A 20,634-nucleotide genomic window follows, 5' to 3' on the forward strand; every position below is an offset into this window, starting at 1 on the left:
TTTACGTGAAATCCTACCGGTTCTGGCGCGCCAGTGCCCGCCGTGCCCGCTTTCGGCCGCACCGTTGTCGCGCCGTTGTCGCACCGTTCCAGTTTCGCTTATGGCGCGAGGAGGCCCGCGGCGCCCGCTTTCACGCTTGGATAGAACCATGACTACTCAGGTTGAATTCTGGTTTGATGCAACATGTCCGTGGACGTGGATTACTTCCCGCTGGGTCGCGGAGGTCGCCGCCGCCCGCGATTTCACCGTCACATGGCGCCCCTTCTCCCTCGCCATCCTCAACGAGGGGAAAGATATTTCCGTGGAGTACCGCGCTCACGTGGAGGAGGGGCGCGAAACGGCGCTCGTCGCCATGAAAATTGCCCAGCTCGAAGGTAACGAGAAACTCGACGAGTTCTACACCGCATTGGGGCAGGCTATTCACGAAGATCGGCGCCCCGTGGGGCGCGAAATCCTCGCTGAAGTGCTCGCGGCTCTCGGTGAAGGTAGCGAATATTTGAACGACGCCGCCCATTACGACGCCGCACTACGCGAGAGCGTGGCGGCCGGGCTGGCCCTCGTGGGCAATGAGGTGGGCGTGCCCATTATTTCATTCGACGGCGCAGCCTTCTTCGGGCCCGTCATCTCCCCGGCCCCGCACGGGCAGGCCGCCCTCGCCCTCTGGGATGGCTGCCTCGCCCTGGCTCGCACCCCCGGTTTCTTCGAGCTCAAGCGCTCACGCACCACGGGGCCAATTTTTAGCTAGCCACTGCGCAGCTCTGCCCGCGGGTGCTCTCTTAGATCCACCCGCGGGCCCGGGCGAGCTGCGCTGCCTCGGTGCGGGTGCGCGCCCCGGTTTTCCCGATAGCCGCCGAGAGGTGATTACGCACCGTCCCCTGCGATAGATACAGCTGCGCCGCCATGCTTTTCACGGTCGCCCCGCTGAGCGCCAGGCGCAGCACATCGCCCTCGCGTTCGGTGAGCGGATTGGGTCCCATCTGCAATGCCTGCGCGGCTAGCTGCGGATCGATAGCATAGCCGCCGCCGGCAACGGTGCGCAGCGCCGCGGCGAGCTCCTCGGCCGGCGCATCTTTAACAACAAAACCGCGCGCCCCGGCCGCCATGGCACGTTGCAAATACCCGGCGCGCCCAAACGTCGTCACAATAACGATGCCGCAGTCGCTTCCCGCCTCCTGCAGTGCTTGCGCCGCCGCGATTCCATCCACATGCGGCATTTCAATATCAAGGAGCGCAATATCGGCACCGGTCTCCGCCACGGTGGGAACGACGGCGCTGCCATCTTCCAGCTGCGCCACTATCTCGATGTCTTTTTCCAAGTTGAGGAGCGCCGCCAATCCTTCGCGCACCATCCGCTGATCATCAGCGATAACTACTCGGATGGGCGTACCCGCCGCCTGCGCATCGGCGGTTGCCCACGCCCCGTTGCTTATTCCCGTACTACCAGTCATAGCCGTACCTCCACGCGAGTTCCCGGTTCTAGCCGGGTGATCGATAGGGTCCCACCAGCAGCTTCAACACGTTCGCGCAGTCCGGTCAGTCCGGTACCTGCCGAAGTTTCCGCGGGGATACCTACGCCGTCGTCCTCCACCCGCAAGCGCGTGCCACTCTCCCTGTCCTCAATAGTGATGGTGCAGGTGTGCGCACCCGAATGGCGCACCGTATTCGTGACCGCTTCCCGCACCACCCACGCGAAAAGCTGGGCGGTGAGGAGGGGAAGTTCCGGGGGAGGCGTGACATGCGCGGCGATACGCGCGGAACGGAGCAGTGCGCAGGCGGAATCCAGCTCAGCATCAAGAGTGGGCTGGCGCAGGTCGGTCACGGTGGCCCGCACCGTGTCGATAGCATCGCGCGAAATTTTGAGACTTTCTTCTAATTCGGCACGCGCCGCATCCGGGTTGGTCTCCATTAGTCGCGAGGCCGATTGAGTTTTCACGGTGATGGCGGTCAGCGAATGCCCCAGCACATCATGAACCACGGAGGCCAGCTCGGAGCGTTGCTCCGAAAGGATGAGCTCTGCGCGCATCCGTGCCGACCGCGCGGCAAATTCTTCCAGCAAGCGAGAGATGAGAATGGGGATCATTGGGATAATAATGCTGCCCAGAAACGCTGCCCACACGAAATCATACGGCGCCAAGATATGGGCCGCCGCTCCGCCCGCGAAACAGAGAAGCCCGCACGGAATCCCGGGTATGAGCGGGAGCGAAAAAATCCATATTGCCGCGAAGAAAGGTGCCGTGTAGGCGAAGCCAAAGGGGAAAGGGTGGATAAGTGCCGCGCAGGCAAGCAGCGGAATGCTCCATAACGTTAGGGATACCCAGCGGGGCCACGAGGGACGCATATCCGGAAATTGGAAAATCAGAATATATGTCAGTCCAAACCCACAGATTCCCGCGTAACCGAGGCCGCGCTCAAGTGGAGTGAGACTTGGCGTTAAGAGAACTCCAGCGAAAGGAAAGACCAGGAAGATGAGCCAGATCCCGCTGCCGAAGAGCATGGTCAGGCGCTCGCGGCGAGTGGTGGGGGCTGCCGGTATCTGGTTGGCGGTGCGCCACATGCGATTTAGATAATGGCTAGCTGGGGACGGCGCGGAGGTCCGCGGCGCGGCGGTGGTCGATGAGACTGTGGGAGACGACGCGGCGGGGGATGGGGCCATAGAACGAGCATAGCGGTCGCGAAGCTCTTCCGCGGCCGCCGCTCGTGCCCGGTGCTGTGCTCGCACGTTAGCCGTACCTTAGCGCCCGTACTCTAGCGCCGCACCGTCGAACGGCGCAGGGCGAGGAATGCCAGCGCCGCGAAAATAAGCGTCCACACCACCACATTCCCGATTGCCCAGGCGAAGGATTCGGTGGGAAGGATCTCTGGCATACCCGGCGTGGCGAAAGCACCGGTAATAATAACCTCCCCGTTCTGGGGCCAGTGGGCCAGCACGCCTGCCCCGTAGAAGGGCGTGTAGCGGGCCATCTCCATCATTGCCCCGCTCAGCGGCATGAAAAGATTACCGAGGAAAGCGAGAAGCACCACCACGCCGGAGGCAATGGACACCGCGGTTTCACTGCGTAATGCCAGGGCTACGGCCAGACCGAAGAACGCGAAGGGAAATACGCCTACCAGGCACAGTCCGGCGCTCGCGAGCCAGATTCCGGGGGTATCAAATTGCGCCGTGGTGAGAATACCGAGGAGGAAGGTCGCGCCGATGGGGAGGCAGGCGATGAGGAGGCTGACAATGATTTTGCCTGCCAGATAGTCCCCGCGGCGCATCCCGGTGAGGGCTAGGTGGCGGCCCCAGCCACTGTCATGTTCCACGGCGGCAGCCCCCGCCATAGACGTCGCGGCGGTTGCCGCCCCGTAGAGGGCCAAGCTCACCATGACGTAGGCGGCGATGGTGCCGCCAGGAATGTGCTTATCGGTTCCCGGTGAGGCCACCCCGAAAACCGCGAAGATCACGAGGGGGAGGGCAATAAGGAAGATCAGGGAATCCACCATCCGCAAATTACGCCAGAGCTCGTGTCGGATATAGGAGAAGAAAATACTGGTGCGGGAACGGGGCGTAGCCGGACTGGTTACGGGAGTGGTCATGAGCGGGCTCCTTCGGGTGCCGCAGTGGCGGGTGAATCGGTGTGCGGGGAGGCTGTGAGGGTGAAGAAAGCATCTTCGAGGCTGGCGGCAGAAATCTGAAGATGGGAGCCGAGACCTTCGTTGAGAATCACGGCGGCAAGCCGATCAGAATCTGCCACGGTGAAACGCACCAGCTCCCCGTCCCGCTCTATGGTGTCAGCGCCCGTGCGCCGGGCCAGTTCCTCCGGGGTGATGCTGGATTGCGGATTCCAGGTGACGGTGAGGTGGTGGCGTTGCTGGGCGGTAATATCAGCAACGCTCCCGTCCGCGACGATGCGTCCGTTATTCATGAGGATGACTCGCTCGGCAAGGTCTTGGGCTTCCTGGAGGTAATGGGTGGCGAAGATAATGGTGCGCCCGCGGGCGGCGTCGGCCCGAATATGCGCCCAGAAGTCACGGCGCGCCGTGGCATCCAGCCCCGCGGTGGGCTCATCGAGGATAAGCAGCTCCGGGTCTGATAGCAGTGCGGCACCGAAACGGATGCGCTGGATTTGGCCGCCGGAGCATTTCGCGATTTTCCGGGAGGCGAAGTCGCTCATGCCGGCGCGCTCAATGACATCAGCGACCGGTAGGTGGGAGGGAAGGCAATCGGCAAGGAAATGGAGGGTTTCCGCGGCGGTGAGATCGCGTAGCATCCCGCCGGTCTGCAACATGGCCCCAATGTGCCCGGTGAGGGCCGGGGAGCCGGGAGCCTGGCCGAGAACGTCAAGGGTGCCGCTGCTGGGCTTGGTGAAGCCGAGAACCATATCGAGGAGTGTGGTTTTCCCGGCTCCGTTGGGGCCTAGGAGTGCCACGATTTCCCCGGTAGTGATCGTGAGCGACAGATTATCTACGGCGCGCACTTGTCCGAAAGAACGGCTGAGGGCGCGGGCCGCAACAACGGGGTGCGCGGTAGGGACCGGATGGGGCGGGTTGGCCCCGGGTATTGTGTTCATGCCATCAGTGTAAAAATGGGCGGCGGGGTACCGGAACTGCCAAGAATCACCACTTCTTCATGACAGATGTCATGGATAGGTGGCCTGGTCAGTCCGGCACCCCGCCGCCGTGGCACTCTGGCAACTAGGCGCGCGCTAGCGCCGGCGTCGTACTACTTCCGCACGTATTCGCACGGAGGCACGAAGCACGTTTACCAAATACGCACGCGTTCTTCCGGGGCGAGGTAGAGGCCGTCGCCTTCTTCCAAACCGAAAGCCTGCGCGAAGGCATCGATATTCTTCACCGTGCCATTGCAGCGGAATTCGGAGGGGGAATGCGGGTCAATGGCGATGAGCTGGCGGGCCCATTCGTCACGGTTCTTCCCCTGCCAGATCTTGGCGAAGGAGAGGAAGACGCGCTGCGCGCCGGTGTAGCCATCAATAACCGGAGCACTCTCCAGCGTGAGACCTTCGCGCGCCAAGTGGATTTCATAAGCCTTGAGCGCGATGGACAGGCCACCTAGATCCCCGATGTTTTCACCCTGGGTGAGTTCACCGTTGACGTGGAAAGCCTCATCACCGTTCAACTGGGCCGGGATATAGGAATTGAATTGCGCGATAAGAGCCGCGGTGCGCTTCTCAAATTCCGCCCGATCCTCATCCGTCCACCAGTTATTGAGGGAACCATCCGCATCGAACTTGGAGCCCTGGTCATCGAAACCGTGCCCGATTTCGTGGCCGATAACCGCGCCAATACCGCCGTAATTGAAAGCCGCATCGCGATCCTGCTCGAAGAAAGGCCATTGCAAAATCGCCGCCGGGAATACGATCTCATTCCACTGCGGGTTGTAGTAGGCATTGACCGTTTGCGGATTCATATGCCATTCGCTGCGGTCAACTTCCTTGCCGAGCTTCGCGATGTTTTCCTCCACCTCAAATTCGCACGCAGCGCGAATATTGGCCAGCAGATCCGTACCGATCTGCATGGAGGAATAATCCTTCCACTTATCGGGATAGCCGATCTTCGGGGCGAAAGTATCCAGTTTGGCCAGGGCGCGCTCCTTGGTGGCATCGCTCATCCAATCCAGATTCCGGATGGACAGGCGGTAGGCATCCAAGAGGTCAGCCACCAGCTGATCCATGGTGGCCTTGTGTTCGGGCGGGAAGTAGGAGGCCACGTAAAGCTGGCCTACTGCCTCACCGAGCACGCCATTGACCAATTGCACCGCACGCTTCCAGCGGTCACGTTGCTGGGTGGTACCGGCGAGCACCTTGCCGTAGAAATCGAAGTTCTTGGCATCAATCACTTCGGGCAGGTAGGAAGCACGCGCGAGCAGAATGCGCCAGCGAGTGTATTCCCGCAAGGTTTCCAGCGGAGTTTCTTCCCACAGCTGCGCGGCGGCCCGCAACGCCTGCGGGGTGGTGACAATAATGGTACCGAGCCCATCAGGATCGTAACCGATAGCGCGCAGCGCGGTGGCCCAGGGGAACTGCGGGGCCGAAGCCACGAAATCCGCGAAGGACATCGGGTTATTGACCTTATCCATATCCCGGGCATCCGTGCGGCTCATATGCGCGGCGGCGAGTTTTGTTTCCACATCGATGACGCGCCCGGCGGCGGCTGTGATAGCAGCGCTGGGTTCGGTGGCCTTCTCATCAAAAGCGAGCTGGGCCAGTTGCGGCACGAAATCCCGGTAGGCGCTCAGGACCGGAGCGAATTGCGCTTCGCGGTAATAGGCTTCATCGGGCAAACCCAGGCCGGACTGGCCGATGGAGAACTCATGGACATTGGGATTGACCAGGCTGGGGGCCACATCCACCCCGAAGAAACTATCCACCCCGGTGCGCATGAGGGCGCCAATAACGCGGGCCAGATCCTCCTTTGTTTCCGCCTGGGCTACCGGATCAAGATCAGCGGTGAGGGGAGCGGTGCCCTTCTCATTAATTGCAGCGGTATCAATAAAAGAACGGTAGAGGGCCACAACCTTCGCGAGGGATTCCGCAGGAACGCCCGGTGCGGCATCCGCAGCGGCGGCCTTATCGCCAGCGGCCGTTTCCGAACCGGCAGTGCCCGCGGCATCCGCAGCTTTCTCAATAAGTTCACGTACGTGAAGTTCCGCCTCATCGCGTAGATCAATGAAAGAACCGACCGAGACCTGATCGGCTGGAATTTCCTTCTCACGCAACCAGGTGCCATTGACGGCACGGAAAAGATCATCCTGGGGGCGCACCGACGTATCGGCACCCGAAAGCACAGCATGCAAAGCAGTATCAGTCATGTGTCCAGGGTAGTGGACGCCTACGACACTTTAAATAGCGCATCGCCACCGGCGCACCACCCCAAAGTAAAAGTGACAAGCGGCACAATAGGATAGGATTGCTGCATGCGAGTACATATTGGAACAGATCATGCCGGTTTCGAGCTCAAGGAATTCCTGGTGGAGAAACTGGAAGAAAGTGGCTACGAAGTGGTGGACCACGGCGCTAAAACCTATGACGCGCTCGATGATTACCCCGCCCCGTGTATTGCCTGCGGGCAGGGCGTCGTAGATGATGCCGGGTCGCTAGGAATTGTATTGGGCGGGTCCGGGAACGGCGAGCAGATTTCAGCGAATAAAGTGCGCGGCGTGCGCGCGATCCTCGCCTGGAATGAGGCCACCGCCAAGCTCGGGCGCGAACACAATAACGCCAACGTTATTTCCATTGGAGCGCGCCAGCATACCCCGGAAGAGGCGTGGAACCTCGTCAAGCTTTTCCTGGAAACACCCTTCAGCGAAGATGAGCGCCACCAGCGCCGCATCGACCAGATCGCGCGTTACGAAGGCGCCTAAAAAGCCCTAAATATAGATCGCCGGATCGATGAGCGGTTCGTGATGGGCCGGGGTGCGTACCCGTGCGGGGATTCCCACCGCGGTCGCTTCCGCCGGCACATCATGAACGACGACGGCGTTAGCGCCCACCTGGGAACCGTCCCCAATGCGGACAGGGCCGAGTATTTTCGCGCCCGCTCCCACCATGACGCCATTTCCCAAGGTGGGGTGGCGTTTGACCGGTTCGGCTGATGACCCACCCAGGGTCACCCCGTGGTAGATCATGCAATCATCGCCGATCTCTGTGGTTTCTCCGATGACCACGCCCATGCCGTGGTCAATGAAGAAACGGCGGCCGATGCGAGCACCGGGGTGGATTTCCACCCCGGTGAGCAACCGGGTGGCTTGCGAGAGGAGGCGCGCCGGTAGCCGCAGCCGCGGCGTCGCCTCCCACATCGCGTGTGCCACCCGGTGCCCCCACACGGCATGCACGCCGGAGTAAGCCAGTACTACTTCCAGGCGGGAGCGCGCCGCCGGATCGCGCCGGCGCGCGGTATCAATATCTTCCCGCATCATCCGGAGTGCTCGAGATAAACCCATAGAACCTACTCTAGCCGGCCCCGCGCCGTGAGCTGAGTCCCCGCGCCACGTGGGCCTGCGCCGTCGTACCTATCCTTTCCCTAATCGCGGTAGGGATCGAAAAGGGGAGTGGAGGCGTAGCGCTCCCCGAAATCGGGGATGATGACGACGATGCGCTTACCGGCAGCCTCGTCACGCTTCGCGACCTCGAGTGCGGCGTGGAGAGCGGCGCCTCCCGAAATCCCTAGGAGCAGCCCCTCCGAGGTGGCAGCCGCGCGCGCCACCTCAAGCGCCGTCGCCGTGGGAACCGGGAAAACTTCGTTGTACAGCTCGGTGTCGAGCACCTCGGGAACGAAATTCGCGCCGATGCCCTGGATACCGTGCGAACCGGCCTTCCCCTCGGAGAGCAGCGGCGATTCGGCCGGCTCCACCGCAATGATCTTCACGTCCGGATTATGGCGGCGCAGTGCCCGCCCCGCCCCGGTAATGGTGCCGCCGGTTCCGATACCCGCCACAAAGTAATCCACCTTGCCCTCGGTATCCGCCCAGATTTCCTCACCCGTGGTCTTTTCGTGAATCGCGGGGTTGGCCACGTTGGTGAACTGGCTGGCCAGAATCGCGTTCTCGGTATTCGCCACGATTTCTTCGGCGCGGGCCACCGCCCCGCGCATGCCTTCCTTCGGGTCGGTCAGCTCCAGACGCGCCCCGAAAGCCCGCAGCAGCATACGCCGCTCCACGGACATGGAGGCCGGCATCGTCAAAATAACCTTGTAGCCGCGCGCGGCACCCACCCAGGCCAGGCCGATCCCGGTATTCCCCGAGGTTCCTTCCACAATGGTGCCACCGGGGCGCAGCGCGCCAGACTCTTCCGCGGCATCGATAATGGCCACCGCCACCCGGTCTTTCACCGAATTAGCGGGATTGTAAAACTCAAGCTTGGCGAGGACTTCCGCGGAGCTACCCTCCGCGAGCTTATTGATACGGACGAGGGGCGTATGCCCCACAAGTTCAGTAGCGTCATTGAAAATGGTCATAGTTCCTCCTCGGGTACGCTAACGCGGCTGCGAGCCATATTGTTCCCGCGGCTCCATGTTATTTTCTGGAACGCGAGTGGCTCGGCGTGGCCCGAGATATGGATAGACCTGGGCAGATACCCCATCTAACCGCTAATCGCGGGGAGTGGTATCCGATTCCCGCGCGCGTCGTTCGGCCTCCGCGGTGAAAGCGGGAATAAGGAAGTCGAGTTTGGTATCGAGATTGGCCCGGTCGCGCCATTTCAGGCGGGAGAATAGCACGATATTCCCGCGGGCAGGCTGAGCAATATGGGTACCGTCTTTGACGTTGTTGAAAGAGGCCGCCGCCGCGTGGGTGGCCATAATGATATTGGTAACGGTGTCTACCGCGAGCAGCCCGATTTCCACATCCCATCCGGCGATATCTTCGAGCGCATTAATAAGGGCATTGAGGTGCGGGGCAATAAAACGCGAGGTTGCGGAGAACTGCACGAAAAGCAGATCAAGCCCCGGGTGGGTATCCATAAGTTCCCACACTTTATTCGCATAATCACGCAGCAGGGCATCCGCGCTCTCTCCTTCGGGCGGAGGATATTCGCTCGAAACGCGCGCCAGACACGCTTCCATGAGATCTTCGCGGCTTTTGAAGAGACGATAGAGAGCCGAGGTCGCTACGCCGAGCTTCTCGGCAACCTGGCCGAGCGTGAACCGATCCAAACCGATCTCGAAGACTGCATCGATTGCTTCATCGGCAGTGAAAGTCGGTTTGGGGCCGGTTTTCTTGTGTGACCGTAAAGGGCTTCTCATGGCATCACCGCATTCAGTGGTTGACGTGTGTCGATACGGCACTGCACGATGCGGCCGTTTTTGTTTATTTTAACGCGCTATAGAAGAGTCGTCATGTTTATCCAGGTAAGGAACCTCGATAATCGCGTCATCAATTTGTTCGACGCCGACATTCCCCGCGGACAACTCTGCCATCATAGCGGCCAGAGATACCCCGCGCTCAGTGGATATGCGCAGTTCAACACCATCGTTGTGGTAGTCCATCTCCGGGGTGAAACCCGCGCCTGAGAGGGTGGCGATATATCTGCCGGCGTCGGAGTGCGGGAGAAAAGCCCGATAACGGGGCACGATGCGCCGTTCCACCAGCCGGGCCTGGCCGAGTGCCTGGGTGACCGAATCCGAATACGCCCGCACCAGTCCTCCTGTGCCCAGCAGGGTTCCCCCGAAATATCGGGTGACTACCGCAACAACATCGGTGATTCCCGCGCCGAGGAGGGTGTCGAGCATGGGGCGCCCGGCGGTGCCGGAGGGTTCACCGTCGTCAGAAGAACGGTGGATCGGAGCGCTGCCGGCAACGGAGACCACGTAGGCGCTGCAATGGTGGCGGGCATCGGGGAAACGGCGCTTTTCGCCGTCAATCACAGCGCGCGCCTCCGCCTCGGTGGAAACCCGCGCCAGCACTGTAATAAAACGAGAACGTTTGATCTCAAGTTCAGTTTCGTAGCGCGCCCCGGCCTCTAATAGCACATCCGACATAGTGGTATTGTCTCATCACCGGTGCTGACGCGTGGCGTGGCGATGCTTGATATCTCACATGCTCGCTCTGGCGCGGCGTGGAGGTGATGAGGTAGACTCATTCGCTGTGTGTTATTGAAGCGTCGGTTTCGGCGTGGATATTCACGAAGATTCGTAGCGGCTGCGCAGGGCGGCCCGGAAAGTAGAGAGGAGCGGTTGACATGGCAGTACCTAAGCGCAAGATGTCCCGCAGCAACACCCGCTCTCGTCGCTCCCAGTGGAAGGCCGAGCTCACCGAGCTCCAGACCGTCCGCGTGCGGGGCCGCGAAGTGCGCATCCCGCGCAAGCTGGCCAAGGCTTACAAGAAGGGTCTGCTCTCGGACTAAGTCCGCGGGAAGCTCAAGCTTGCTTACCCTCGTGAGGTTATCTCACGAGGGTATTTTTATGTTTCGGTGCCGCCGCGGTGCGACGGTGCGACGGTGCGACGGTGCGACGGGGCGACGGTGCGACGGGGCGACGGTGCGACGGTGCGACGGGGCGACGGGGCTGCACGCTTGGCCGCGAGCGCGCTGCCGGCAGCAGGGCGGCTCTTTTCCTAAAATGGAAGGGACACCGACGAAAGGGGTTCCCATGCAAGCCCGTCGCTACGCCGCTATCCTTGCCGCCGCGGCCCGCCAAAAACTCAGCCGCCGCGCCGTTCCTCGTGCTGATGAGCTGCCGCGGGTGAAGGTCCACGCGGTTGCCGAGCGCCCCGTGGGGGAAGGTATTGCCCGTTTTGCCGGCGGGGGAGTGGGCGGGCATGCCCCGGCTGCTCTGCTGCACCAACTATGCCTGGGGCCCACTCTCGATATTCTTGCCGATACCAGCCTGCCCCTGGTCGCCACCGGTGCCGTTATCACCGACCTGCGGTGGGAGATTCTCAGCCCCGTTCCTTTCGGGCGCCCGCTTACGGTGCGGGCGTGGGCTGCCAGTTTTGAGCGTGATGAAAAAGGTACGGCGCTGCGCCTCGCGGCTGATATTTCGTACGACGGCGCAGTGTGTTACCGAGAAATCGCACGTTACCTGGATCGGGGCAGCACCGGGAGTCCCGTGCGCGTGACCGGAGAAGAACCGCAGCTCGGGGGCGCTGATCTCGATTTCCGCACCGAATTCGGGGTGGATGAGGCCGGGCATCTGCGCTACGCCAGTCCCCACGCGCTGGCGGAACGGCGCTTCACTGCCGCGGATGCGCGCCACTGGGCCCGCCTGACCGGAGATATCAACCCGATTCACCTCTCCGGAGCAACCGCCCGCCTCTTCGGCTTTAGCGGGGCGGTGCTGCACGGTGCCGCTACCGACGCCTGGGCCTGCGGCCAGCTTGGCCTGCGCGGGGATGCACCGGGCCGCGGGGAAGTTACCTTCCGTGCGCCCCTGGTACTGCCTCAAAAGGTGGTACTGCGCGCCGTGGGGGAGGAAGGCGCCGTCGCCGTTGTCGAGGAACGCACGGGGCGCGACCTCGTCCATCTGCGCTACACCAGTGCGGAATTACATGAGGCGCAGGGAGGTATCGTGCTCCCCATTCGGGATGGGAAACCCTCCAGCACCGCGGTTTCGCGGGGCATGGTCGAGGTTTTCGCGGCCGGGGACGCCGCGCTTGCCACGGCCCTCGAGGATGCTATTCCTTGGCGCCGTACCTACCGGGAGCCCTACGCGCAGCTGACCCGCCTCGACGATCCGGCCCGCGGGGCGGATGCGGCGCATGCCGGGTTGAACTTCGTGCACCATACGCTCACCTTGCATGACGGTACGCCGCTCGCCAAGCTGCGCCCGCGCGGCGGGACACCCCGGGGCGAAATCGTCCGGGGTACCACGGTGCCCTGCCCCTTCACGGTTCCTTTCCGGGGCCGGGAGATTCCCGAGCGCTGGCGCGCCGCGACCCGTCGGGATGCTCGCGGCGACTACGTGTACCTGAGCGGCACGGAGCTCCTTGACCACCTGGCTCGGTGGGAAGAACAGGGGCGGGTGCAGCCCGGGGTGCTCGCCGCGCTCACCGAGGTGGTGCATCACCCGGAGATGATGCGCTTGGAGGGGCGCACTGTGGCGGTCCTGGGTGCCGGTGCGGAGCTATCCCCCGCGCCTACGCTGCTGGCCACCGGAGCGCAGGTGGCGGGAGTGGGGCGCAGCGAGTCGCGGCGCATGCGCACCTTGCGAGCCCGGGCGCTGGAAGCTGCCGGTGATCTCCATATTGCGCCCGCGGGTTTCGGCGACGTGACCGCAGCCCCGGACGCGGTGGCCGGTTGGCTCCTCTCGCTGCCCGGTGACCTCGTGGTGGTGGATACCCTTTACGCGCCCGGATATAAATTCCTGCTGGTGGAAGCGGGAGCGGATGCCGTGCTGCGCATGGTAGGGGAGGAAAGTAACGCTGCGTTCGCCTGGTACGGTTCGCCCACGGATGCCTACCCGATTCCGGGGAACGACGACGCAGCGGCTGGCGCCGCTGAGCTCCCCGGCGGGGTGGTTTCCCGAACGGCGATCCGCAGCTGGGCGAAACTTTCCGGGGCGCGGCCCGCCCGCGAGGGCGGCGTCGTCAATCTGCTCCAAGATATCCAGGGCCCCAATTACGCGGCCGCGAAACGCATCGGACGGTGGCGTGCCACCGTGGAGCGGGAAGCCGGCCGCACTATTTCCTACACGATTGCCCCGATGTCCCGCACCGAATCGGTGCTCATTTCCCAGCCGCTGCGCGCTGGGTACGCCGGCCTGGAGCGGCTGGGATACCCGCCCCTCGCCGCGGATACCGCAGCGGCTCTCCTCGCTGGTCTGCTGGTATGGGATCTGCACCATCCGGAGGCCACCGCTTCCTCCACCAGTTTCCTAACCGACCGCGCCTTGGATGGCGGGCTTCTCTCCATCCCCTATCAGCCCAATGACCTGGCCGGGCTCGCGCTTCTGAGCGGGGCGGAGCAGCTCCTCGGGCGCCACCGCGGACCTACGGCCGGGCGCTTACGGGAGCGCCCGGCCGTAGGGGATGCGTCCTCGGGCTACTAAACGAGGGAAGGCTGTTAGGAACCCGAGGACAGTTCTGGTTATACGAGGGGACAGGTCACATGGGTGGCCAGTTACTTTAGTGGATGAGAACCTTGAGGGCGTTGGTATCCGCAGCGTGGGCGAAAGCCTCGTAGGCTTCCAGGATGTCCTCGAAGGCAAACTCGTGGGTGACGAACTTATCGGCGGGCAGCTTCTTAGCGGCCACCAGCTTGAGCAGCATTTCCAGAGTATTGGTGGACACCAGACCCATAGAAATATTGATATTGGCGATCCACAGCTTGTCGATAGGCAGGTCAACCGGCTTACCGTGCACGCCCACATTTGCCACGTGGCCACCCGGGCGCACGATCTGGAGGCAGGTATCGAAGGTAGCCGGCACGCCCACCGCTTCGATGGCGACGTCGACCCCTAAACCATCGGTGAGGGCCATAACCTGCTCCTTCCAATCGGAGGAGCTGTTATTGACCGTGTGGGTGGCGCCGAAATCACGGGCGCGATCCAGGCGCTTATCATCCAGGTCAATGGCGATAACCTTGGCCGGCCCGTACAGGCGCGCCGTCATCACCGCGGCCAGACCCACGGGACCCGAGCCGACCACCGCGACGACGTCGCCCGGCTTGACTTTGCCGTTCTGCACCCCGATTTCGAAACCGGTGGGGAGGATATCGGAAAGCAGAATACCCTCCGCATCGCTCACACCTTCCGGAATCTTGTATACGGAGTTTTCCGCGAACGGCACGCGCACGTATTCGGCCTGGGTGCCGTCAATCATGTAGCCGAAAATCCAGCCGACGCCGGGCATGCCTTCGGGATCCATGCAGTGGGCGTACATGCCGGTGCGGCAGTAGGAGCAATGCCCGCAGGAGCTCACGCAGGAGAGGATGACCCGATCACCGACCTTGAGATTTGTCACGTTCGACCCGACTTCGGTGATGCGGCCAATTCCTTCGTGGCCCAAAATGCGCCCGGGTTCGACTTCCGGGGTGTCACCCTTGAGGATGTGGAGGTCGGTGCCGCAGATCGTGGTTGCTTCCATCTTGACGATGACGTCGGTGGGTTGCTGGATTTGCGGATCTGGAACTTCTTTCCATTCCTTAATTCCCGGACCTCCGTAGACAAGAGCCTTCATAATTTTCTCCTCATTGAGTCGCTCTGGTAAGTGCGGTGCCGTGACTGGCGCCACGCAATCCAATCTAGCGGGACGAAAGACCTATGGAAAGGGTGTGCCACGGTGGGTTGTGTAAGTTTGATCACGCGAGTGCTGTATAAGAATTACGTGAAAATACGCGGAAAAGTGGGCTGGATGGTGGGTGTGATCGGTTGACGTAGCTCCCGAAGGGTGGGTGCGTAAATTAAGGACGTATGTCCCGGCGGGGTGGATTTTACGGCACGTGTGCGGCGGGTGTTGGCGGCGGCCTGCGGCGGCGTCGTTCATAAAAATAAGGCGAGGCTCCACGAAAAGGAACAGTGCACGTTCGGAACATCACACGGTCGGGACGGCGGGACTTGAACCCGCGACCCCCCGCTCCCAAAGCGGGTGCGCTACCAAACTGCGCCACGTCCCGTGCTAGTTATTGTATGTAGCTGCCATGCGCTAAAACTGAAGGTTTCCAGCCGCACCTAGGCAACGTGCCTAGTGTAATGGATTCTGGCCCGCAATGCCCATGCGGCTAGTGGGCGCCACCGGGGTGGAAGTCTTGGGGGTGGGGTGGTATTCTCTTCGGGTAGCGTTCGCGCAAGCGGCCGCGTGCGAGTGTAGTTTAGTGGTAAAACCTCAGCCTTCCAAGCTGATGATGGGAGTTCGATTCTCCTCACTCGCTCCATACTTTTCGTTAATATAGTGCGGACTCATCTCAGTATTTCACCCTTTTTCTTTCTCGTGATCGCGTAACCCTGCCTCGGCAAGGATATGGCCCACTTTTACGATAATGCTTTCAATATGTGGCCTATAGGACACTTGGTGTTGGTTTTATCCGGACTTTTCGGCTTGCTAGCAGGCTCGAATCGGGTTCGAACTCGGGTAGCTAAGGTTGTTTGCGCTGATGGTACTGCACTCGGTGGGGTGTGGGAGAGTAGGTTGCTGCCGCCATGTTTCTTAGTGTGTGGGGTGTTGCCTGGTTGGGTAACACCCCACACGCGTTTAACTAGTGAGAACACACGCGTTCGGAACGATGCTTATGAGGGGCCAGCAACGAGGCTGACCCAAAAACCGGCCTATAAGGCGGAAACAGCCCGAAAGAGGCGCTCACATAGCGACAGTTAGGCGGATGCGTCGCCAGGGCTCAACCTTGCCCGATGGGTGTGGTACCGTCCGATACATGATTGGCGCAGCCCTGGATAGCGACATACTCGCGGGGTTGCTCGCGGGGCTTAGCTGCGTCGTCGTACCCTAAGGTAGAGGAGAAATGGAGGTAAGAATGAAACGTTGGGGAGCGCTGTGCGCGGTGCTCACACTCGCCTTGAGCGCATGCGGGACAACCGCGACAACAGAGGGACATGCCCCGCAGCAGCCCGGCGCATCAGCAGCGGAGGCGGAGGCAACGGCGCCCACGCCCACCACCGCGGCGCCCGTATCCGATCCGCGTAGCCTCACCGGGATGGCGACCGTTGCCCCGCTCCCCGAACCGCATCCGACCGTACCGGCAGCGGTCAACCTTCCCGTCACGATCACGGATGCCAGCGGCGCGAAAGTTACCGTGACCGATGCATCGCGTGTTGTCACGCTCGATATGTCCGCCGCGATTTCGCAAACGCTTCTCGCCCTCGGGCTGGGCCACACCATCGCGGGCCGCACCATATCCGATACCGAGCCGAGCCTCGCGAGCGTGCCGGTCGTCACCGAAAGCGGGCACACCGTCAATGCCGAAGCGGTATTGCGCCTTGCACCCACCCTCATTCTCACCGACGGCACCATTCGCGGGGCGGAAGGCACCCTCGCCCAACTAGAAGCATCCGGTATCCCGGTGGTGCGACTCTCGCGCGCCACGACGTTCGACGACGCACCCGCCCGCGCAGCCGAAGTAGCCCGCGCCGTGGGTGCCGGGCAGGCCGGCGAAGAACTCGCCGCCCAGATTTCGCAATCCATCGCGCAGGCTCGTATCGACGTAGCGCAGCTCGCCCCGGCCGATCCGCTGCGCATGGTCTTCCTCAATATTCGCCCGCAGGCCGGCCTGTTCATGCTGCTCGGGAGCGAATCGGGTGCCAGCGACGTCATTGACGCGGTGGGCGGGCGTGATATGGCCGGGGAAGCGGGAGTCACCCAGGCCCGGCCCGCCAGCCAGGAAGCCCTCCTCGTGGCTAACCCGGAAGTTATTATCGTGATGACCAACGGGCTGAGCGCGCTCGGCGGGATCGAGGCCCTCGAAGGGCAGCCCGGCATTTCGCAAACCGAGGCCGGGAAGAAACAGCGTGTGCTCGCCATTCCCGATAATCTTTCCCTCGGCTTCGGTCCGCAAAGTGGCGATCTGATCCGAGCGATGGGCCAAGCGCTCTACACTGCCCAGTAGTGGGAACACGTGCGTTGGTAAAGAAAACACGTGGGTCGGTAAAGAAAACACGTGGGTCGGTAAAGAAAATACGCCGGCCGATGATGAAAACCCCAGCCGGTAGTGGGAAAGCGCGGGCGGCTAGTGTGCCCGCGCGGTAGCACAGCACGAAAGGATAGTGAGAGGATGACCGTGGCCCAGCGCCCCAGCTCGCGCGGGGCGGACCCGATTTCCGCACCCGGGCGCCGCGCCGCACTCATCGCGGCCTTCCTGCGCCTGGCCACCATTGCGGCGATTATTGCCGGTTACGTGACGGTGGCCCACGCCAGCGCGCAGGCCGCCGGTGCACCTGCTGGTACAGCGGCGCTGCCCGCCACCGGCCACCCCTGGCTCGCGGCCGGTTTCTTCGCGTGTGCCGGTGTCTGCGCCACTGCTGAACGCGTGGGCAGCACCGGCGCAGCTCGCGCAGAAGAACGCCGGCTGCGCGGTCTGCTTCTGGAACGAACCTTCACGCTGGCCCGCACCGGCACCCCGACGCCCTATACGGCCGGGCGGCTCCTCCCGCTCCTCACCGATAGCGTCGAACGAATCACCAACTACCGGCAGGGCTATGTGGGTACCACCATCGGCGCGTTGCTCGCCCCATTCCTCACCCTTGCCTTTATCGGCGTGGCCATCGACCCGGTCATCGGATTCGGCGTCATGGCGGCCCTCCCGCTCATCCCGGCGGGCATCGGACTCTTCTTCCGTTTCTTCCGCCGCGCCTCCAGCGAATCACGCCGCGCGCGTGACACCCTCGTGGATAGCTACCTCGATGCCATCCGCAATATGACCACCATTCGCCTCTTTAACGCCGGGGAACGCATCGAAGCGGACCTGGCTCGCCGTGGGGAAACCAACCGCCGCGCCATTATGCGGATGCTGGCCGGTAACCAAATCGTCATTATCGTTATGGACGGCCTGGTCGGCCTCCTCCTCATCTGCCTCACCGCCGGGCTCACCACCGCCCGCGCGGCGCACCTCGCGCCGTGGCAGGCGCTCGCCGTGGCTCTGCTCGCGGTGGTGCTCCTCGAACCGCTCTCGCAGGTGGCGGGATTCTTCTACATCGGTATGGGCGGGCGTGCCGCCCAAAAAGCCATCACCCGTTACCTTTCCATCGCTCCGCGTGGTGGGAACGACGGCGCAGCTGCGGCTCCCCGCACCCTCGCGAATGACGGTGCGCTTCCGAGTGGCAGCGCAGCCCGGCCCGCCGGTGAAGCTCCGCTCATCACCGTGACTAACGCGGCGGTGAATTACGGGCGCGAAGAGGTGCTGACCTCGGCAAACCTGCGCGTGGAGCGCGGGGAACGCCTCGCGATTGTGGGCGTGAGCGGAGCCGGGAAATCCACCCTCCTCGCCCTGCTGCGCGGCGCCTTACGTCCGCAGGCCGGGAGCGTGCAGGTAGCCGGGGTCCGCGTGGATGCCGGCAGTGGTGACCTGGCGCAGGTGCGCGCGCGCAGCGCCGTCGTCGCTCAAACAACGTGGATGTTTACCGGAACCATTGCCGATAACCTGCGTCTGGCGCGCCCGGACGCCACCGCGCAGCAGATGTGGGACGCTCTTGAACGCGCCCAGGTGGCTGAAGACGTGGCGCGGATGCCAGCAGGAATCGATACGTATCTCGGGGAGGATTCCGCGCTGATTTCCGGTGGGCAGGCCCAGCGCATTTCTCTAGCGCGGGCGTTTTTGGCCGGGCGCACCCTGCTGCTCCTTGACGAACCCACCGCCCAGGTCGATATGGAATCCGAGGACCGGATCTGCGCGGCGCTGGCAGCGCTCGGGCCCGAGTACACGCTCGTCATGGTCACGCACCGTCCCGCGCTAGCGGCCCTGGCGGACCGGGTGGTGCGGGTCCGCGCCGTAATTCTCGAGGAGGTCAGCGATGTCCGCGCCGAATAATAACGCAGCGCCGGGGCTGCGCACCGTTGTGCCCTGGCTGCTTTCCCTGACCCGCCCCGTCCACGGCCCGCTCGCGCTCTCCACCCTGTGCCGGGCCGCCGGGCAGGTGGCTGATATCGGGCTTTTCGCGGTGGCGACCTACGGAATGGTGGCGGCCGTGAGCAGCGGCGGGGGAGCGGGCTTCCTCTGGCTCGTGGCTCTCCTCGCGCTCCTCAAAGCTGGCCTGCGCTACCTCGAGCAATTCACCGGGCACTACGTGGCTTTCCGGGCCCTCGAGCTGCTGCGCACTCGCGTTTTTGCCAGCCTGTGGCCCAAGGCCCCCGGGATTATGACCCGCTCGCGTTCGGGGGATATGGTCGCCTCCCTCACCCGCGATATTGACCGTATCGAAGTGGTTTACGCGCACACGGTGGCTCCGGTGGTCTGCGCCTACGTGCTCACCCCGGCCGCGCTGGTGGTGGGCGGCGCGGTGCTCGGGTGGAGCGCGATGGTACTGCCGGCGGTGGCCGCGGTGCTCGCACTCGCTGTTATCCCGTACGCGGGTACCCGGCGTGCCATTGATGCGACGACGGCGCAACTCGCCGCCCGCGCCGATCTGGCCGCGCATGTGACCGATTCGCTATACGGCCTCGAAGATGTACTCGTCTTCGGGCGCACTGCCGACCGTATGGAAGAAACAGCTGCCCTCGGCGCGAAAGTCGCCACCAGCGGATCTTTCCCCGCCTGGGTGGCCGGGCTGCGCCGCGGGGCCAATATTCTTGCCGCCGGGCTGAGCGCGGCGTGGATTATCGCGGCGAGCCTCAACGACCCGACTATCTCCCTGCCGCTCGCGGCGGCCGGCGCGGTGGCGGCCCTGCGGGTATGGGAAGGCCCCCAAGCTCTCGAAGATGCGGCGTCGTCCCTCGACGCTTCGCTCGCGGCCGCCCGGCGCATTTATGCCCTCGCGCACGCACCCCAGCCGTGCCCGGACGGCCCCGGTATCCTCATGCCCGAACGTGGCCTGTCGGTAGAATTCGACGCTGTCCACTACACCTATCCGGAGCGTGAACGCGAGGTGCTGCGCGGGGTGAGCTTGCGTATTCCGGCCGGCTCTCACACCGTGCTGGCCGGGCGTTCCGGCTCGGGGAAATCCACGCTTGTGCACCTGCTGGAACGCTACGATGACCCGACGTCCGGGACGGTGCGCATCGGGGGGATTGCCACCACGGATCTCAACGTTGCCTCGCTGCACGCCTGCGTGGTGGGGGTCTCCCAAAAGAGCCAGATCGTGGCCGGGACTATTGCCGATAACCTGCGCCTGGGAGTTCCCGGCGCTAGCGAAACTGAACTGTGGCGCGCCCTGACCGTGGCCGGGCTGGAGGGCGATGTGCGAGCCATGCCGGAGGGCTTAGCCACCCGGGTGGGAGGCGGTACCTCGCACGGCCGACCCACCGGATACGCGCTTTCGGGAGGGCAGGTGCAGCGGCTGTGCCTGGCCCGCGCGGTGCTCATGCGTCCGGCCGTCCTCATCCTCGATGAATTCGCCGCCGCCCTCAATAGCGAACTCGAAGCCGGGATTCGGGCCAATCTGCGCGCCGCCCTCCCCGATACAACCATTATTGAAGTGAGCCACCGCCTCGATGCGGTGCGCGAAGCGGATACTGTGGCCGTGCTTTCGGGCGGGCGCCTGGTGCTGACCGGCCCACCCGCCGACATCACCGAAGTCCGGACGCCGCGCCATTAGCGCTCCGTG

17 protein-coding genes and 2 tRNA genes are annotated in these 20,634 nt (G+C 63.2%); 8 read left to right on the forward strand and 11 right to left on the reverse strand.

The window, feature by feature from the left end; all coding sequences use genetic code 11:
- Positions 1 to 148 precede the first annotated feature (148 nt).
- Positions 149 to 745: a DsbA family oxidoreductase gene (locus ACTFPK_RS07720; protein WP_274732747.1), complete on the forward strand. Its 597-nt coding sequence runs from the start codon at positions 149 to 151 to the stop codon at positions 743 to 745.
- A 31-nt stretch (positions 746 to 776) separates the two neighbouring features.
- On the opposite strand, the gene ACTFPK_RS07725 is transcribed toward ACTFPK_RS07720, so the two are convergent.
- The 5 genes from ACTFPK_RS07725 to ACTFPK_RS07745 all read right to left on the reverse strand — a co-directional run bounded on the left by ACTFPK_RS07725 (position 777) and on the right by ACTFPK_RS07745 (position 6,808).
- On the reverse strand, positions 777 to 1,448 hold the full coding sequence (locus ACTFPK_RS07725; RefSeq protein WP_274732748.1) for a response regulator transcription factor: 672 nt from the start codon (positions 1,446 to 1,448) through the stop codon (positions 777 to 779).
- Positions 1,445 to 2,554: a sensor histidine kinase gene (locus ACTFPK_RS07730; protein ID WP_439911401.1), complete on the reverse strand. Its 1,110-nt coding sequence runs from the start codon at positions 2,552 to 2,554 to the stop codon at positions 1,445 to 1,447. The genes ACTFPK_RS07725 and ACTFPK_RS07730 overlap by 4 nt, the downstream gene beginning before the upstream one ends.
- A gap of 191 nt (positions 2,555 to 2,745) precedes the next feature.
- Positions 2,746 to 3,576, reverse strand: coding sequence for an ABC transporter permease (locus ACTFPK_RS07735; protein WP_274732750.1), 831 nt, complete (start codon positions 3,574 to 3,576; stop codon positions 2,746 to 2,748).
- A complete protein-coding gene (locus ACTFPK_RS07740) occupies positions 3,573 to 4,550 on the reverse strand; it encodes an ABC transporter ATP-binding protein (protein ID WP_274732751.1) in 978 nt (325 codons plus the stop codon). The genes ACTFPK_RS07735 and ACTFPK_RS07740 overlap by 4 nt, the downstream gene beginning before the upstream one ends.
- A 191-nt stretch (positions 4,551 to 4,741) precedes the next feature.
- Complete coding sequence (locus ACTFPK_RS07745) at positions 4,742 to 6,808, reverse strand: M13 family metallopeptidase (RefSeq protein ID WP_274732752.1); 2,067 nt, start codon at positions 6,806 to 6,808, stop codon at positions 4,742 to 4,744.
- A 105-nt stretch (positions 6,809 to 6,913) separates the two neighbouring features.
- Here ACTFPK_RS07745 and ACTFPK_RS07750 point away from each other — a divergent pair, with 105 nt between their 5' ends.
- The gene (locus tag ACTFPK_RS07750; protein ID WP_126135519.1) at positions 6,914 to 7,360 is read left to right on the forward strand and encodes a ribose-5-phosphate isomerase; all 447 of its coding nucleotides are present in this window, start codon (positions 6,914 to 6,916) and stop codon (positions 7,358 to 7,360) included.
- Positions 7,361 to 7,366: 6 nt separating this feature from the next.
- Here ACTFPK_RS07750 and epsC read toward each other — a convergent pair whose 3' ends face one another.
- The 4 genes from epsC to ACTFPK_RS07770 all read right to left on the reverse strand — a co-directional run bounded on the left by epsC (position 7,367) and on the right by ACTFPK_RS07770 (position 10,473).
- Positions 7,367 to 7,939: a serine O-acetyltransferase EpsC gene (gene epsC / locus ACTFPK_RS07755; protein ID WP_126135518.1), complete on the reverse strand. Its 573-nt coding sequence runs from the start codon at positions 7,937 to 7,939 to the stop codon at positions 7,367 to 7,369.
- A gap of 80 nt (positions 7,940 to 8,019) precedes the next feature.
- Positions 8,020 to 8,952 (reverse strand): cysteine synthase A, encoded by a 933-nt coding sequence (gene cysK / locus ACTFPK_RS07760; RefSeq protein WP_274732753.1) that lies wholly within the window; start codon positions 8,950 to 8,952, stop codon positions 8,020 to 8,022.
- A gap of 132 nt (positions 8,953 to 9,084) precedes the next feature.
- On the reverse strand, positions 9,085 to 9,738 hold the full coding sequence (locus tag ACTFPK_RS07765) for a TetR/AcrR family transcriptional regulator (protein ID WP_274732755.1): 654 nt from the start codon (positions 9,736 to 9,738) through the stop codon (positions 9,085 to 9,087).
- Positions 9,739 to 9,807: 69 nt separating this feature from the next.
- Complete coding sequence (locus tag ACTFPK_RS07770; RefSeq protein WP_274732757.1) at positions 9,808 to 10,473, reverse strand: IMPACT family protein; 666 nt, start codon at positions 10,471 to 10,473, stop codon at positions 9,808 to 9,810.
- Between the two features lie 200 nt (positions 10,474 to 10,673).
- On the opposite strand from ACTFPK_RS07770, the gene rpmF reads away from it, so the two are divergent.
- Positions 10,674 to 10,838, forward strand: a complete 165-nt coding sequence (gene rpmF / locus ACTFPK_RS07775) for a 50S ribosomal protein L32 (protein WP_016442420.1) — start codon at positions 10,674 to 10,676, stop codon at positions 10,836 to 10,838.
- Between the two features lie 244 nt (positions 10,839 to 11,082).
- Positions 11,083 to 13,479, forward strand: a complete 2,397-nt coding sequence (locus tag ACTFPK_RS07780; protein ID WP_439911402.1) for a MaoC/PaaZ C-terminal domain-containing protein — start codon at positions 11,083 to 11,085, stop codon at positions 13,477 to 13,479.
- A gap of 76 nt (positions 13,480 to 13,555) precedes the next feature.
- Here the strand turns inward: ACTFPK_RS07780 and ACTFPK_RS07785 are convergent, their stop codons facing one another.
- Together ACTFPK_RS07785 and ACTFPK_RS07790 are read right to left on the reverse strand one after the other, a co-directional pair.
- Positions 13,556 to 14,608 carry a zinc-dependent alcohol dehydrogenase family protein gene (locus ACTFPK_RS07785; protein WP_126134964.1) on the reverse strand — a complete coding sequence of 351 codons (1,053 nt, stop codon included), beginning with the start codon at positions 14,606 to 14,608 and terminating at the stop codon, positions 13,556 to 13,558.
- A 362-nt stretch (positions 14,609 to 14,970) separates the two neighbouring features.
- Positions 14,971 to 15,044, reverse strand: a tRNA-Pro gene (locus ACTFPK_RS07790).
- Between the two features lie 184 nt (positions 15,045 to 15,228).
- Between ACTFPK_RS07790 and ACTFPK_RS07795 the strand changes: the two genes are divergently transcribed.
- From ACTFPK_RS07795 to ACTFPK_RS07810, 4 genes are all read left to right on the forward strand, one after another.
- Positions 15,229 to 15,302 (forward strand) — tRNA-Gly (locus ACTFPK_RS07795).
- 594 nt (positions 15,303 to 15,896) lie between these two features.
- Positions 15,897 to 16,985 carry a heme/hemin ABC transporter substrate-binding protein gene (locus ACTFPK_RS07800; protein ID WP_274735097.1) on the forward strand — a complete coding sequence of 363 codons (1,089 nt, stop codon included), beginning with the start codon at positions 15,897 to 15,899 and terminating at the stop codon, positions 16,983 to 16,985.
- Positions 16,986 to 17,150: 165 nt separating this feature from the next.
- Positions 17,151 to 18,902: an ATP-binding cassette domain-containing protein gene (locus ACTFPK_RS07805; protein ID WP_274735098.1), complete on the forward strand. Its 1,752-nt coding sequence runs from the start codon at positions 17,151 to 17,153 to the stop codon at positions 18,900 to 18,902.
- Entirely contained in the window at positions 18,886 to 20,625 is a 1,740-nt protein-coding gene (locus ACTFPK_RS07810; RefSeq protein WP_274735099.1) for an amino acid ABC transporter ATP-binding/permease protein, read from the forward strand. Before ACTFPK_RS07805 ends, ACTFPK_RS07810 begins: the two co-directional genes overlap by 17 nt.
- The last annotated feature ends 9 nt before the right edge of the window (positions 20,626 to 20,634 follow it).

Origin of the sequence: Actinotignum sp. UMB0459, assembly GCF_051905915.1 — a bacterium.
GTDB classification, from domain to species: Bacteria; Actinomycetota; Actinomycetes; order Actinomycetales; family Actinomycetaceae; genus Actinotignum; species Actinotignum sanguinis.

What these genes read in the sequence shown, in the direction of transcription:
- ACTFPK_RS07720 (WP_274732747.1), top strand. Translation starts at nt 149, where the DNA reads ATGACTACTCAGGTTGAATTCTGGTTTGATGCAACATGTCCGTGGACG.
- ACTFPK_RS07725 (WP_274732748.1), bottom strand. Translation starts at nt 1,448, where the DNA reads ATGACTGGTAGTACGGGAATAAGCAACGGGGCGTGGGCAACCGCCGAT.
- ACTFPK_RS07730 (WP_439911401.1), bottom strand. Translation starts at nt 2,554, where the DNA reads ATGTGGCGCACCGCCAACCAGATACCGGCAGCCCCCACCACTCGCCGC.
- ACTFPK_RS07735 (WP_274732750.1), bottom strand. Translation starts at nt 3,576, where the DNA reads ATGACCACTCCCGTAACCAGTCCGGCTACGCCCCGTTCCCGCACCAGT.
- ACTFPK_RS07740 (WP_274732751.1), bottom strand. Translation starts at nt 4,550, where the DNA reads ATGAACACAATACCCGGGGCCAACCCGCCCCATCCGGTCCCTACCGCG.
- ACTFPK_RS07745 (WP_274732752.1), bottom strand. Translation starts at nt 6,808, where the DNA reads ATGACTGATACTGCTTTGCATGCTGTGCTTTCGGGTGCCGATACGTCG.
- ACTFPK_RS07750 (WP_126135519.1), top strand. Translation starts at nt 6,914, where the DNA reads ATGCGAGTACATATTGGAACAGATCATGCCGGTTTCGAGCTCAAGGAA.
- epsC (WP_126135518.1), bottom strand. Translation starts at nt 7,939, where the DNA reads ATGGGTTTATCTCGAGCACTCCGGATGATGCGGGAAGATATTGATACC.
- cysK (WP_274732753.1), bottom strand. Translation starts at nt 8,952, where the DNA reads ATGACCATTTTCAATGACGCTACTGAACTTGTGGGGCATACGCCCCTC.
- ACTFPK_RS07765 (WP_274732755.1), bottom strand. Translation starts at nt 9,738, where the DNA reads ATGAGAAGCCCTTTACGGTCACACAAGAAAACCGGCCCCAAACCGACT.
- ACTFPK_RS07770 (WP_274732757.1), bottom strand. Translation starts at nt 10,473, where the DNA reads ATGTCGGATGTGCTATTAGAGGCCGGGGCGCGCTACGAAACTGAACTT.
- rpmF (WP_016442420.1), top strand. Translation starts at nt 10,674, where the DNA reads ATGGCAGTACCTAAGCGCAAGATGTCCCGCAGCAACACCCGCTCTCGT.
- ACTFPK_RS07780 (WP_439911402.1), top strand. Translation starts at nt 11,083, where the DNA reads ATGCAAGCCCGTCGCTACGCCGCTATCCTTGCCGCCGCGGCCCGCCAA.
- ACTFPK_RS07785 (WP_126134964.1), bottom strand. Translation starts at nt 14,608, where the DNA reads ATGAAGGCTCTTGTCTACGGAGGTCCGGGAATTAAGGAATGGAAAGAA.
- ACTFPK_RS07800 (WP_274735097.1), top strand. Translation starts at nt 15,897, where the DNA reads ATGAAACGTTGGGGAGCGCTGTGCGCGGTGCTCACACTCGCCTTGAGC.
- ACTFPK_RS07805 (WP_274735098.1), top strand. Translation starts at nt 17,151, where the DNA reads ATGACCGTGGCCCAGCGCCCCAGCTCGCGCGGGGCGGACCCGATTTCC.
- ACTFPK_RS07810 (WP_274735099.1), top strand. Translation starts at nt 18,886, where the DNA reads ATGTCCGCGCCGAATAATAACGCAGCGCCGGGGCTGCGCACCGTTGTG.